Annotated in this window: 9 protein-coding genes; 6 read left to right on the top strand and 3 right to left on the bottom strand. The window is 50.2% G+C overall.

Annotation, left to right across the window (positions count from 1 at the left end):
• Window positions 1-4: 4 nt before the first annotated feature.
• The 4 genes from BBR47_RS25140 to BBR47_RS25125 are packed head-to-tail and all read left to right on the top strand — an operon-like array spanning window position 5 to window position 6,590.
• Complete coding sequence (locus tag BBR47_RS25140) at window positions 5-988, top strand: AAA family ATPase (protein ID WP_015893257.1); 984 nt, start codon at window positions 5-7, stop codon at window positions 986-988.
• The gene (locus BBR47_RS25135) at window positions 985-1,866 is read left to right on the top strand and encodes a DUF58 domain-containing protein (protein WP_041749644.1); all 882 of its coding nucleotides are present in this window, start codon (window positions 985-987) and stop codon (window positions 1,864-1,866) included. The genes BBR47_RS25140 and BBR47_RS25135 overlap by 4 nt, the downstream gene beginning before the upstream one ends.
• A 16-nt stretch (window positions 1,867-1,882) precedes the next feature.
• Complete coding sequence (locus tag BBR47_RS25130; RefSeq protein WP_015893255.1) at window positions 1,883-3,757, top strand: vWA domain-containing protein; 1,875 nt, start codon at window positions 1,883-1,885, stop codon at window positions 3,755-3,757.
• The gene (locus tag BBR47_RS25125) at window positions 3,747-6,590 is read left to right on the top strand and encodes a VWA domain-containing protein (protein WP_015893254.1); all 2,844 of its coding nucleotides are present in this window, start codon (window positions 3,747-3,749) and stop codon (window positions 6,588-6,590) included. Before BBR47_RS25130 ends, BBR47_RS25125 begins: the two co-directional genes overlap by 11 nt.
• Before the next feature lie 32 nt (window positions 6,591-6,622).
• Here the strand turns inward: BBR47_RS25125 and BBR47_RS25120 are convergent, their stop codons facing one another.
• The gene (locus tag BBR47_RS25120; RefSeq protein WP_015893253.1) at window positions 6,623-8,773 is read right to left on the bottom strand and encodes a multicopper oxidase family protein; all 2,151 of its coding nucleotides are present in this window, start codon (window positions 8,771-8,773) and stop codon (window positions 6,623-6,625) included.
• A 231-nt stretch (window positions 8,774-9,004) separates the two neighbouring features.
• Between BBR47_RS25120 and BBR47_RS25115 the strand changes: the two genes are divergently transcribed.
• The gene (locus BBR47_RS25115) at window positions 9,005-9,769 is read left to right on the top strand and encodes a class I SAM-dependent methyltransferase (RefSeq protein ID WP_015893252.1); all 765 of its coding nucleotides are present in this window, start codon (window positions 9,005-9,007) and stop codon (window positions 9,767-9,769) included.
• 210 nt (window positions 9,770-9,979) lie between these two features.
• Entirely contained in the window at window positions 9,980-11,704 is a 1,725-nt protein-coding gene (locus tag BBR47_RS25110; RefSeq protein ID WP_015893251.1) for a methyl-accepting chemotaxis protein, read from the top strand.
• A 319-nt stretch (window positions 11,705-12,023) separates the two neighbouring features.
• On the opposite strand, the gene BBR47_RS25105 is transcribed toward BBR47_RS25110, so the two are convergent.
• Both BBR47_RS25105 and BBR47_RS25100 read right to left on the bottom strand, forming a co-directional pair.
• Window positions 12,024-13,163 carry an ABC transporter permease gene (locus BBR47_RS25105; RefSeq protein WP_015893249.1) on the bottom strand — a complete coding sequence of 380 codons (1,140 nt, stop codon included), beginning with the start codon at window positions 13,161-13,163 and terminating at the stop codon, window positions 12,024-12,026.
• Window positions 13,160-13,903 (bottom strand): ABC transporter ATP-binding protein, encoded by a 744-nt coding sequence (locus tag BBR47_RS25100; RefSeq protein ID WP_015893248.1) that lies wholly within the window; start codon window positions 13,901-13,903, stop codon window positions 13,160-13,162. Before BBR47_RS25100 ends, BBR47_RS25105 begins: the two co-directional genes overlap by 4 nt.
• Window positions 13,904-14,088: the final 185 nt, after the last annotated feature.

Below are 14,088 nucleotides of genomic sequence, written 5' to 3'. Positions count from 1 at the left end.
GGAGATGGCGCAGCAAACGCTAGAGGATTGCTTGCAGCGAGTAGAGCTTGTCAGGCAGGAAATTGGAAAGGTATTGGTAGGACAAAAAGAGGTGGTCGAGCAACTTCTGTGGGCCGTGTTTGCAGGAGGACATGCGCTTTTGGAAGGCGTACCCGGATTGGGCAAAACGTTGCTTGTTCGGACACTATCCCAAGCCTTCGAGCTGTCGTTTCAGCGGATTCAGTTCACTCCGGACCTGATGCCGACAGACATTACTGGAACGAACATCCTGTTGGTCGACGAGAAGGGACAGCAGTCCTTCCAATTCCAACATGGGCCGATCTTCGCTCACGTTGTGCTGGCTGACGAAATCAACCGGGCGACGCCAAAGACGCAAAGCGCCCTATTGGAGGCCATGCAGGAGCGAACCGTTTCAGCTGGAGGAGTGACTCGTCCGCTGCCGGATCCGTTCTTTGTTCTCGCGACCCAGAACCCACTGGAGCAGGAAGGGACATACCCGTTGCCAGAAGCGCAAATGGATCGCTTTTTATTGAAGATCGACGTGCCGTATCCGACCGAAGAAGAACTGAAAATGATCGTGCGGCAAACGACCACGAGCCAGGTGATCACCGTGGAAAAAGTGGCCTCAGCCGAGCAGATTGCTGAGATTCAGCAGGCAGCGCGTGAAGTGCTGGTAGCTGATGCGGTACTAGATTACGCCGTGAAGCTGCTTTTAGCGACGCATCCGAGCCAACAGGCAATTGCTTCGGTGAACAAATATGTGCGCAACGGTGCTGGTCCGCGTGGCGTGCAGGCGATTGTCTCCTTGGCAAAAGTACGTGCATTACTGGCTGGGCGATACAATCTGGCGTACGAGGACGTGACAGCAGTTGCTTTGCCAGCGTTGCGCCACCGCATTTTCCTCAATTTTGAAGGCGAGGCAAACGGCATCCGACCAGACCGCGTCATTATGGATATTTTGGACGAACTGGGGACGCAAAAGGTATGAATCAACACCTGCTTGATCCGTCATGGCTCGCCAGACTGGAGCGAATGCAGATGGCTAGTCGCAAAGCGGTCAGCGGCAGCCAGGCAGGAAAGCGGAGGGCGAGACAGCTGGGCAGCTCCATGGAGTTCGCAGACTTTCGGGCGTATGTTCCCGGCGATGACTTGCGGCAGCTCGATTGGAATGCGTATGCCCGTTCAGGCAAGCTGTTTTTGAAAAAGTACTTGGATGAGACCGAGCTTCATGTGAACTTGTATATCGATTGCAGTCGTTCGATGAGCTACGGGCAACCGAACAAAATAACCCGTGCTGTCGAGATTGCTGCGGCTCTTGGCTATTTGTCCCTGTGTCACCTCGATCATGTGTCAGTCTATGCATTTGACAGCCGCATTACGGCAGCACTTACCGGGCTGCAGGGAAAGAGCCAGGCGCATCGCTTACTCAGTTTCCTATCTTCCCTGCGAGAAGGGGGAGCAGGTGATATACAAACCGCAATGCGCCAGCCCGGGGCTGTTAGGGGCAAAGCTGGCACATCCATCGTGCTGTCGGACTTTTTGTTTGAGTCAGGCTATACGGAAGGCATCGCGTATTTGCAGGCGGCCAGACAAGAGGTCACGCTGGTCCAGGTGCTTTCCAAAGAAGAGCTTTCGCCCGAGTATGCGGGAGAGCTGCGGTTGATCGATTCAGAGACCGGGCAGGCAAAAGAAGCATCCTTGACCAGCCTTTTGATGGAAGAGTATCACAAGAGCTTGCAAGATTATCAACGAGAACTGTCCGCGTTTGCTTATGGAAGAGGAATCGCCTTCGTGTCTGTAGAGGCAGAACAATCTCTGGAATCGATTGTCTTCCATGTCTTTCGTCAGGCCGGCTTGATTCGCTAGAGAGGAGAGAGACAACATGCAGTGGATGGGTTTGGGCAACTTGTGGTTTGCGCTGATAATCCCGGCCATCATCGTCCTTTACCTGCTCAAGCGAAAAGTAGAGGATCGTGTCATACCTAGTACACTCCTGTGGCAGCGCACGTTGCAAAACTGGGAAGCGGTGAAACCGTGGGAAAGGCTGCGGCGCAACCTGTTGTTGCTGCTGCAACTACTCGCTGCCTGCTTGCTCGTGCTGGCCTTGATCCGACCGGCCGTGCCCACTGAGGGAATCACATCGGACCATACGATTTTGGTCGTGGATACATCAGGGAGCATGATGGCGAAGGAAGGAAACGAGACGCGGCTGAAACGAGCCGTTTCACAGGCAAAAGCACTGGTAGAGAAGCTGGGAAGCACACAGACGATGACCCTCATTGAGGCAGGGCGTGAGCCAAATGTTTTAGTTTCCAAAAGTGCAGACAAAGAGCCGCTCTTGCAAGCCATCGAAAAGCTTGCGCCTTTTTCCGGGACATCCGATCAAATCGCAGCCTTGTCTTTGGCAGGAGCCATTGCAGAGAATGAACCAGGCAGTGGAGTGGTTTGGATGGGGGACGGAAGCGGGGAACGCAAGCTGGATGGAGGCTCAGTCCCTGCCTTTTCCGGAAGCTTTCAGTTCATGCAGATGGGAAGCACCCGGGAGAATACGTCAATCGGTGTTTTTGTGACCCAACCTACGGAAAAAGGGGTAGAGGGACTGCTGCGGGTGGACAATCACGGCAGTATGCCTGCAAAAGGAAAAGTCACGGTTTTTGATGAGCAAGATAAGCTGCTGGATACCGATTCTTTTGCGATTGGGGCGGGTAGCTCCCAGACATTTTCGTTTCAGAAGCTGGCGGTGTCTAGCGTCTATCGTGCAGTCATCGAACCGGAGCAGGACGGACTTTCCCAGGATAATGTCATGTGGAGTGTTCCATTCGCTGCCGGGAAGGGAAAAGCAGCATTGTATTCGCCAGAGGGGAACCGCTTTCTCCATCAAGTATTGCAAACAGTCGGGAGTCTTGAGGTGGAAACGATTCAGCAGGCACCGGATGCTGCGGCTGATGCGCGTGACTTGTGGGTTTTTGACGGAGTCGTGCCAGACCAGCTACCAAAAGGAAACCTTTTGTTGATTGCTCCGAACAAGAAAACAGAGTGGTTGCCACTTGCCGGAGAAAAAGAGCTAGATCAACAGCCAAGGCCAGTTTCCCCGGATGACCCGCTGCTCAAGCACGTAGATTGGCGAGATGTGCACATCGCCAAAGGATACGCATTGGACGAGATGCCTGGTATGAAGCCATTGGTACGCGCAGGCGATGTCGATCTGGTCAGAGCCGGGATCATAGACGGTCGACGAATAGTCATTATCGGATTTGATTTGCATGCATCGGACTTCCCGCTGCGTCCTGCTTTTCCGATTTTTATGCAAAATGTCGTCAACTGGCTGTCACCTGGTCAAACAGCCCCAATCCCTATGGCACATCCGGGAGAAGTCTTGACCCTCCCACTCTCACCGGGAGCGACAGCACGTACCTTGACGTATCCGAATGGACATCAGCAGTCTCTTACGGAGGACGCCACGTCCAAAACGATGCAGCTACCGGAGTTAACCGGATTGTATCGCCTTGATGAAGAGGTAGATACAGGCACCAAAAGTACGTATTTTCCTGTCCAAATGAATGAGGGAGAATCGAACATTACACCAAAGTCCTTGAGCGTTGCCCGGAAGAATGCCGAAGAGCAAAAGGAGAGTGAGGAAGCAACAGAGACTGACACGACAGGAGCACTGGGAACGAAGGAGCTGACCTATTGGTTGGCAGCTTTTGCTCTCTTGGTGTTATTGGTGGAATGGAGGGTGTATCAGCGTGGGTATTAACTTTATACAGCCGCTATTCCTGTTGTTATTGCTTCCTGTTGCGTATGTCATCATCAGCTGGTGGCGACATCAAAGGCAAATGCCAATCGGCAGAAAGGCAACAATTGCTACTATTCGTTCGCTCTTGTTCCTCCTTCTGGTTTTGGCGTTGGCAGGGACACAGCTGCTGACACCTGTTCAGGCGAAAACGATTGTGTTTGTTGTAGATCGATCGGCTTCCATGAAGGACGATCCGCGAGTTCTTTCCTTTTTGCGGGAGGCGGTCGGTCAAAAGCAGGCAGCGGATAAGTATGCTGTCATTGCAATAGGTGCAGAGGCGGCGGTCGATCAACCGATGACGATACGCCAAGAGGTACAGCCATTGGGCGTGGATGTCAACCGGAATGCAACCAATTTGGCAGAGGGAATCCGATTGGCGTCTGCCATGATCCCTACCAATGCCAGAGGAAAAGTCGTTTTGCTAACAGATGGTCTGGAAACAAGCGGAGATGCGGCACGGCAGACGAGACTGGCGAGGGAGCGAGGAATCGCTGTAGAGGCTGTTTCCTTGCAGCAGCCAAACGGGGATGAGGTCGTCCTTACATCTGTACAGGTGCCACAAAGACTGTATGCGGGAGAGGAATACGGCATCACTGTTGATGTGGAGAGTACGATAACGACCGAAGCTATCCTTCGCCTGTATGAAGGCAATCGCGAGGCTGGCCAGCAAACGGTACAGATTGGCAAAGGCAACAATCGCTTCGTTTTTTCGCAAAAAGCGATGCAGCAGGGTTTCCATCGCTATCGTGTGGAAATCGAGCCACGACAAGATACCGTAGCGGCGAACAATCAGGCAACAGCCTATACGCAGGTAGCCGGGGCACCAGTTGTACTCGTAGCCGAAGGGCATCCAGGTGCCGCCAGCAACCTCATTCAAGCGCTGGAAGCAGGCAATATCAAGGTAGAGCTACGCGATCTCGCACTGCTGCCAAAGGAGCTTGAGGGCTACAAGCAATTTGCCTCCATTGTACTGGCAGATGTGCCCGCTACGAGCATGACTGATGCGGATATGGAACGCATGCGGACTGCTGTACGTGATTTAGGCATTGGTTTGATCATGACAGGCGGTAAAGATAGCTTTGGTATGGGTGGCTGGTTCCAGACACCAATCGAAGAGGCATTACCTGTTCACATGGATTTAAAAGGGAAGGAACAGCTCCCTTCGCTCGGACTTCAGCTGGTCATCGACAAGTCGGGCAGCATGAGCTCCGATGCCAGAGGTGCGGATAAGATGGCACTAGCTAGGGAAGCCGCGATACGAGCGACAACCATGATGAATGCACAGGACTACATCGGGGTAATCGCATTTGACGACACACCATGGGATGTCGTAGCTCCACAATCTGTCACGAAGCTGGATGAAATCCAACAGCAGATCAGCAGAATTCAAGCGGATGGCGGGACCGATATTTTCCCTGCCTTGCAACTGGGCTACGAACGTGTAAAGGCGATGAACACACAGCGTAAGCACGTGATCTTGCTCACAGATGGGCAGTCTGCACTCGACGACGATTACGAGGGCCTGCTCCAACAAATGACGGCTGAAAATATTACTGTTTCAACAGTGGCGCTTGGGGATGATTCAGATAGGGGGCTGCTGGAGATGATTGCCGAGTTAGGAAAAGGCAGATACTATTTTGCAAATGATGCCGAATCCATCCCGAAAATCTTCAGTAAAGAAACAGCCTTAGCCAGCCGCACGTTTATTGTGGAGAAGCCTCAAGTACCAGGCTATACAGGCTTGGGAGCTTGGCCTACGCTGAAGCAAGCATTGCCTCCGGTGCGAGCGTATATTGCAACAACACCGAAGCAAACAGCCGAATCATCCTTGATGAGTGCTGACGATGATCCGATTCTCTCACGCTGGCAGTACGGTCTGGGGCGTTCTGTCGCCTGGACGAGTGATCTGGAAGGGAAGTGGTCACCGGACTGGGTGGCTTGGGGAGGAAACAGCCGTCTGTGGAACGAAATCGTGGCATGGACTTTCCCACAGATTACAGAAGGCGCTTGGAAGACGACCACGAGCATGAACGGCGCCAAAGGCAATGTGAAGGTTACGATGCCAGCTGGTAAAAGCATGCCTCAAGAGATGGAGGCAGTCGTTCTCAACCAAGAGATGAAGCGAGAGGTCATCAAGCTTAAGCCGGTTGCTCCCGGTGTCATGGAGGGTGAATTCGAGACGGCTGATCCGGGCACGTACATGATTCAGATCTCACAAAAAAATCGAGGCCAAGTCACGGCGAGCCAAACGACAGGCTTGACCGTTTCCTATTCACCCGAATACGGGATACATGCCGATGGTGAGAAGCGACTTCAAGAGTGGTTAAGTGCTGGTGGAGGGAATCAGATCATCAAGCCGGAAGAAGCTTTTGGTGGCACGCTTCCCGATAAATGGGACACACAGTCAATCAGTGAGTGGTTACTGATGTTGGCGGCGTTGCTGCTGCCGATCGATATCGCCGTTCGTCGTCTGCAGTTGCCAGATCAATGGTGGGCAAGGCTTTCCAGTCTATGGAGATTGCGCAAGTCCACGTCTGCCGATTCTGAACAACAGGCAGTATTGTCTCGCCTCGGCGAGAAGCGCTCAGCAACAAGACGGACACGCGAAGAGCGGACAGATGACCAGAACGTCGTATCTGCTCCCCTTATTCATCCGGTAGGAACGGCTGGAAATCGGGTGAAGCCAGCGGCAGTCAAGAACGAGCAGGTAAAAGAGAAACAGGAGAAGCAAACACAGCCTGACGAAGCGCTAAACAGACTATTGGCGGCCAAGAACCGGAAAAAGTCTCGGTAATAGAAAAAAACAGCAGCCTGGCGAAAGAATCGCTACGGACTGCTGTTTTCTTTTTGGAGATGCACTTCATACACAAGCGGGATTGCGATACCAAAAGCAGTTTCATCTTTAGGAAGGTTCTCTTTCATCGATACACCAGAATTATTCGCGCGGAAAGCAACTTCATAGGTTTCACCCGGCGCTATCTGGAGAGTATCCGTCCACCATTGACTTCCCGTAACCTTTTTGCCGTCCCGGCTCAAGATGAGCATGTGATGGCCGTGCAGATACAGCGATTGATCCTGGAAGCTGCGGTTGACGAAGGTTAGCTTTATGAGATCGCCCTCTTCAAGCATCATCCGGGTATCAGGAAGCAAGTCGCCATTTACAGTCGACAATCGCTCGAATTTACCGTCATAAAAACCATACTGACTATCAATGAGCAGTTGATATTCCCGATCAAAATGGGAAGAGAGATCAAAAGGAAGGGCAGTCGGACTACCGTAACGTGCAGGGTCAAAGACGGAAAGCTCTGCGTTTAAGAAGGGTACAGCGTCTTTGGACCCGTCTGGACTTAAGAGCAGCCCCTTGTCATGCTGGTTGGCAGCTGGAGCAAATAGCACGGGACGATTCGGCATCGTAAACTGAATGTCGTATCGACCGCCTCCACCCGGTTGCAAGGCTTGATTGGCAATCAAATTCGGTTCGTTTACCTCGGTTCCGTCTATTGCTACTACCTGAAAAGGAGTTCCTTGCAGCAAATAGGTGACAGGAGCATTTTCGGCGTTTATAAAGCGAAGGCGAACTGTTGTGCCAGGAGTAACTGTTTCGATTTTTTGCGTATCTGAGCCGTTTAACGTCGCGCCTGCCTTTTCATCCTTATGATGAATCATGGCGATGTCGCGGATGGGTTTGCCTGTAGTCGTTGCATCGGCTGCCTCGATCACAAGGGCACCGAATAACCCGTTCACTACTTGCCCAGGAATTTGCTGATGAGAATGGTACCAATACGTTCCTGTTTGTTCTGCACGAAAACGCAACACAGATTTTTCTCCTTTTGCAAGGCGATCATTGCTAGCGGGAGTCTGCATGCCATGCCAGTGGATGTCTATCCCTTCGGATATATCCTCGTTCAGCAGGGTGATTTCCACGAGCTCACCTTGCTTCATACGCATCTCAGGTCCTGGATATTGTCCGTTCAGGGTCCATGCTTCTAGAGTTTTGCCTGATGCCTGACGGATGGTTGTTTTCTGTGCGTTCAGCGAAAACGTTCGATCAGGGTTTTCTTGGTTTGATTTTGTTGATACATCGATACTTCTAGGTTTCTCTGTGGAAGGCATTGAATAGGCACTTGCCCTTACAGGGAAAACGAAATCGGGGAGAGCGTGATCGTCCTGATTCTGAGCTCCCAAGGATGGATGGTCGGGAAGGCGGCTCGCTATCATCGCTTGATTTCCCCAGATCGTTGCAAGTAAAGCGGTCATCAGGAACAACACGGCAAAACGGATGAAGCGGAGCAGACGGCGCGGTTTTACCCAGTTTTCCGCAGTGGAGTGGTATTGATGCTGCCACGATTGCTGAATCCAAAGCAGGGAGACCCCAGCTAATAATACACCCCAAGCAAGAAATAAAATGGACGGTTCCAACGTAACAGCAGGAAAAAAGACTTGAAGGAAGAGTGCAATTAGACAACCCAAGACGGTAGCTTGCAACGGAACAAGCAATTCGGGGCAAGATGCGTCTCCTCGCCACTCTGCATCTAACGTGTCGTCTAGGTCAGGGGAGTTTGCTTTTACAGGTCGAACATTTTTCTCTTGTAACAAAATTCGGGTATAATCCGTATCTACTTGTGAATGTCTCGAATCTCTGCCTCCTTTTCCGGTTAACTCCCACAGACGTGGAAAAGTAGAGAGCAGGCAGAAAAGCAATGGAACAAAAATAAAAGGTAAAAAGCCAAGCAGCTTATCCTTTATGTAAAGCCAGCCAAAGGATTCAAACAAAACCCACGTCATCACCAAATGCCCTGCAAAGACAAAAAGGGCCGACCATAAAAAACATAAAGTGATGCGAGCACTGCTTATGAAAGCCCGTTTCGTCGGACGGAAAACGAGCTGGTTTGCCATGATTGTAGGGACCAGCATGACGATGAGAAGGACCAGAAACAATCCTTGATGAATCCCGGCAAGCACTTCAAAATCAGCCATGATCAGTTCCTCCTGTTTACTAGTTCGATACTAATGATATAGAGAAACGGCTGAGGACCAAACGTACTGGGGCAGTATTTTCACTCCGCCTTAAGTCGGAGAAGTATATTGGAGAGGGGGCTTTTACTCATGTCCTTTGATTTTGTACAAACGTAACAACGCTCCCGAGCTCCTCCTGCCTCGTCTGGTTTGGACGTGAACAGACTGGTATAAACGAGAGGAGAGGCAGACATGGAAAAGAAGGATTGGATCAAAAGCTTTCAAGAGGAAGTAGAGGCACCATTTTCTGGGTGGGATTTTGCCAGATTGACTGCGACAGGCAGGATGCAGGATGCACCACTTGGATGGAACTATGTAAACCTCGTGAAAAAGAACATGCAAGGGATCAGCTCTATGCTGGAAATGGGAACAGGTGGTGGAGAACTGTTTTCTACGCTTGCGCCGTTCCCTTTGGAGACGTATGCGACAGAAGGCTATGAGCCGAATGTAGCGGTGGCAAAAGCCAATTTGGAGCCCCTGGGTGTTCGTGTGTTACCGGTAGACGGGGAAGAAATACTGCCTTTCGAAGATCAGTCACTTGACTTGATTATCAATCGACATGAAGCTTATTTGCCTTCTGAAATAAAACGCCTGTTGAAGCCAGGGGGCACATTTGTTACCCAGCAAGTAGGCGGTCAAGACAATCTCGAGCTGAATCGATTGCTGGACGCTCCCATTCCGCCAGATTACTTGCACTGGAATCTAGCCTATGCAGTGAACGAACTGGAGGAAGCTGGTCTTACGATTGTGGAGCAAAGAGAGGAAATGGGTTTTTCGCGTTTTTACGACATAGGTGCCATTGTTTACTACCTGAAGGCTATCGAATGGCAGATTCGCGACTTTACTGTTGAAAAGTATACTCAAGCCTTGCTCGATCTGCACCAGAAAATCGAAGCGGCTGGTTATATCGATATTCCTACCCATCGCTTTCTCGTGATCACCCAACAAAAGTCCTAATTAAATCACTACCGATTGTCGATAAGACTGGTAGGGAGTGTTTAGGAAAAGCACCCTTTTTGGGTGCTTTTTTTATCGAGTAGCACCGTGTGAGAACAGCAACGCTGATCCTTTTACGAAAAGGCAAACCCTCCCGCAACAAAGCGTCCGCTCCTGGGTGGGTGGTCCGCATTACACATATCGCAACCGGCGAAGGAGAAGTGAAACAGGATGAGTAAGAGCTTGGCAACACGGGTCGTTGCTCTTGTAGCAGTGATCATTGCCGTCATGATGGCAATCAATATTATCATGATTTACGAAAACAGCGTAGCTACTGTTGAAAAAACACTCTCGCGCTCAAGCATCAACACGGCATTGCATATCTCCCAAGGGCTCGACTCAGAGAAGATAGCGACATTTATATCTCAGCCAAAAGAATCTGACGACTACTGGTCGATCCGAAATATGTTGCTTGAGTACACGCAAAAAACAGGCGCCCTTTATGTTTATATTCTTCATTCTGACGGTGAGAAGGTAAAGATTATGGTGGATGGAATGGCGAAGGGAGCAGAGGGGGCAGCTACAATCGGTCAAGAGACGTCCTCTACCGGCATGGCCGATATCGCTCCTGTTTTGGCAGGCGGATCGAACAGTACGCCAATTGTCAAAGACCCTGTGTACGGGGACTACCTGAGTGCATTCGCACCGATTGAAGATCCATCTGGTCAAGTAATTGCTGTACTAGGTGTAGATACTGCGGCAGACAAAGTGGAGCTGATTAATGATCAGGTTTTGGATGAAACCATGCCACGTATCATAATGGCTATGATTGTCGTAACGATTATTGCTTTAGGTGCTGTATTCTTCTTGATCAAAAAGCTGCTTCGTCCACTGCAGGTTGTACAAGAAGCGTCTATGCGTATTGCTTCTGGTGATCTCACGTCTACCGAGATTTCCGTTTCCAACAAAAAAGACGAGATTGGCCGAATTGTCGTTGCTTTTGGTGAGATGACGGCTCAGCTGCGTCAAATCATCGGCGGAGTAAAAGAGACTACGGAGCATATCGACACCATGGCGAATTCCATTCGGGAAGGTGCCAACTCTGTCCGCGAGCAAAACAAAAATATCGTGGTCACCAGTCAAGAGATTGCCCAAGGGAATGAGCAGACAGCAACGGCGATGGAGATGACGGTGCAAACGGTGCAAGAATTCTTGAGCGAGCTGTCTGAATTGAATACGGCGATTGACGAGATGGATGCAGTATCCAATCGCGTGTCTGATATCGGAGAGAGTAGCTATAGAGTATTGCAAGAGTTTTTGGCAGATGGAACAGAGACGAACAAACAATTTCATGAAGTGCAAAATACAATGGCGATTCTCGAAGAGAAATCGAGCCGAATTAACGACGTGATTGAAACGATTCAGCAGATCGCTGGACAAACCAATCTGTTAGCGTTGAATGCAGCCATCGAGAGTGCGCGTGCTGGCGAGGCGGGCAGAGGCTTCGCTGTGGTAGCGGGAGAAGTTCGCAAGCTGGCTGAACAGACAGGTGCGGCAACTCATGTTATTCAGGAGAGCATCAAAGATATTCAAGATCAGGTAAGACAAGCTACGGAAAAGACAAATGCGACACTGGATCGCTACAATGCAGGTACAGAGCGCTTGGATTCCGTTACACAAGGCATTACGGCGCTGTCTGATATGACGCATACCTTGAAGACGTCGCTTGCGAATGTTATGGCAAGTGTAGAGACGATGAAGCAAGGTCAGAACAAGGTGAATGAATCCGTGTTGACGGTTACTGCCATCTCGGAACAAACAGCAGCAGCCACCGAAGAGGTATCTGCTACGATGCATGAGGTCAGTGGAAACGTTGATCAGTTCGTGTCTGAAACGGAGCAGGTGACAGACAGCATTCAAGAGCTGCGCAGCAAGGTGGATACGTTCCGACTGTAGACAAATTACTTTATCTATAAATGAAAAACAGCTCTTCTACTGGCAGGATGATGCCGGGAAGAGCTGTTTTTTTGTGGCTGTAGTGGGGGAAGAAGCGCATTTCCAGTCTACGCTTCGGCCTCCGCCCCGCAAGGGGTGAAGACTGTCCGCTCCGGAATAAATAGCGGGAGCGCTTCAAACGTAGAAGTTTCAATGAGGTATTCCATAAGTGAAGCTGAAATTCCCCGCTATTTATTCCAGAGCTGGGTCGTGCTCCAGAGGCGCTTGGACTGGAAATGCGCTTCTTCCACGCGGCTTTTCATGTAACGGCAAGCTTACACTACAAAATTCCAATGAGCACAAGAACTACACCCTGAAAACCCAAAAGAACCATACGCAGCCAGCTAAAAGCCTGTCTCATCTGCCCATCCCGAATCGGAAAGATCGAATACCCGTTGCGTTTTTGCTGATGCCGCCAAAGACTGCTGATCTGGCTGGCAGTCATGAAGAGAAAGAGCAGACCTGCAATGATTTTCGCATATGGGCTGGGCAATATGAGAACGACGAAGGCTGACAACAGGAGCAGTCTGAAATAAGTGCCCGCAAAGTCACCAGAGCGAATAAATTTTTTGGTAAACAAATGACGTCCTGCTGTTGATTGACGGTAAGGCAGCAGCTTCGTCAGGGTAATGAGCCACGAGCGTGACTTCACTTGGTGCTGCATGGCAGGGACATCCCGGAAGTTGTTCACGAACTGATAAAAGCGGTGACGCAAGCCACTTTCGATGGCCAGCAGGCGATACCATTGTAGAGAATGTCTTTTCTTATAAGTCAACATTCGCGAATGGAGCCAGATCAAGAGCGCAGCGCAGATCAGAACACCAAATGGGACATTACCCAAGCGCAAGAATTGGCCTTCACTCAATACCCAGGCGAGGAGGATGTACGAAAAGACAAATCGAGCGAGTGTATAGAATCCGATCTTCTGCTGATCTGGCAAACGTAAGAACGTCCAATTGCTGTAAATATTCCAGCCCTTCAAGAGCAGGGGAATGCACCAGTACACCCACAGCTGCACGCCTTGTGCGCCTACGACCCCTGTATACATAGGCATGAGCAGGAGCAGGATGATAAACACCACCATGCCCTGAATGGCAAAATTGTAAATGAGCGCCTTTCGGAAATAGCGATCCAGTCTTACTTCATGCGGAGTCAAAAAAAGCAAATCCGCTTCCAGCAAAAACGTGCGTAGGGGGCTTCTCACCACGACAATTGCAATCACGAGCGCCATCGCATACGGCAGAGGGAACCAGGCTGGAATCATCGCGATGATGCTGCGGTAGTAGAAGGCGAGCAACCCCATCAAAAAGATCCCAACAAACGCTAAACCACCATTCGCCATGTACTGGGCATACCGAATGAATTCTACGGAAAAGGCATGGAACCGTTTGCGAAATAATTGATCAACGTCTATTTTCACTGGCCGTCATCCTCTACGATATGTAAGTATATGTCGTCCAAAGAGCTATCTGGGAGCCCTGTCATACGCCGAAGCTCCTCAAGCGTTCCTTGGGCTCTGATCTCGCCTTTGTGCAAAATGATGAATCGGTCACAATGCTTTTCGGCAGTCGCCAAAATATGTGTGGACATCAAAATGCCAGCCCCTTGCTCCTTGCAACGGTTCAACCACGTGAGAAGAGAACGAATCCCCAGCGGGTCCAGACCCAGGATCGGCTCATCTACGATGTACAGAGGCGGTTGTACGAGCAACGCCATCATGATCATGAGCTTTTGTCGCATCCCTTTGGAAAACTGCTGAGGAAATCGGTCTTTCATTTCCTCCATGCGGAATTCTTTTAAGAGAGGACGTGCTCGTTCATAAAAAACTTCCCGGTCCAACCCGTGGCTCATGGCCATTAACTCGATATGCTCCCACAGCGTAAGCTCTTCGTAATAAATGGGGGACTCAGGAATATACCCGTAAGACAAGCGATAGTTTTCTGGATCAGATTGAAAAGTTTTCCCCGCAATGCTGATTTCACCTGCGATGGGTTCCAAGAGTCCTAGAATATGCTTGATTGTCGTGCTTTTGCCTGCGCCATTCAGGCCGATTAGGGCCACAATTTCTTTTTCGCGTATGTGAAAGGAGACATCTTTAATTACAGCGTGGTTGTAAGAGTACCCACCCGTTACCCCTTTTACCTCCAACAAGGTTGTCATGGTATCCTCCTTTATGAATAAACGGTTATGTCCCCGTTTATTTGAGAGAAATGCTAGATAGTCTTCCTTCTATTTTAGCTGAATTCAGGATTTGGAAATACATTTGTTTGCCGCCTTTTTTACACGAGACTGAACAGAGAGGGATAACCGTACAGGCAATGCTCCTCACCGATACATAAACAAGT

Origin of the sequence: Brevibacillus brevis NBRC 100599 (genome assembly GCF_000010165.1) — a bacterium.
Taxonomy (GTDB): Bacteria; Bacillota; Bacilli; order Brevibacillales; family Brevibacillaceae; genus Brevibacillus; species Brevibacillus brevis_D.
The sequence above is the reverse complement of the archived record's forward strand: the minus strand, read 5'-3'. Positions and strand labels throughout refer to the sequence as shown.

Coding starts and splice junctions, on each gene's coding strand:
- BBR47_RS25140 (WP_015893257.1), top strand. CDS start 5: ATGGCGCAGCAAACGCTAGAGGATTGCTTGCAGCGAGTAGAGCTTGTC.
- BBR47_RS25135 (WP_041749644.1), top strand. CDS start 985: ATGAATCAACACCTGCTTGATCCGTCATGGCTCGCCAGACTGGAGCGA.
- BBR47_RS25130 (WP_015893255.1), top strand. CDS start 1,883: ATGCAGTGGATGGGTTTGGGCAACTTGTGGTTTGCGCTGATAATCCCG.
- BBR47_RS25120 (WP_015893253.1), bottom strand. CDS start 8,773: ATGGCTGATTTTGAAGTGCTTGCCGGGATTCATCAAGGATTGTTTCTG.
- BBR47_RS25115 (WP_015893252.1), top strand. CDS start 9,005: ATGGAAAAGAAGGATTGGATCAAAAGCTTTCAAGAGGAAGTAGAGGCA.
- BBR47_RS25110 (WP_015893251.1), top strand. CDS start 9,980: ATGAGTAAGAGCTTGGCAACACGGGTCGTTGCTCTTGTAGCAGTGATC.
- BBR47_RS25100 (WP_015893248.1), bottom strand. CDS start 13,903: ATGACAACCTTGTTGGAGGTAAAAGGGGTAACGGGTGGGTACTCTTAC.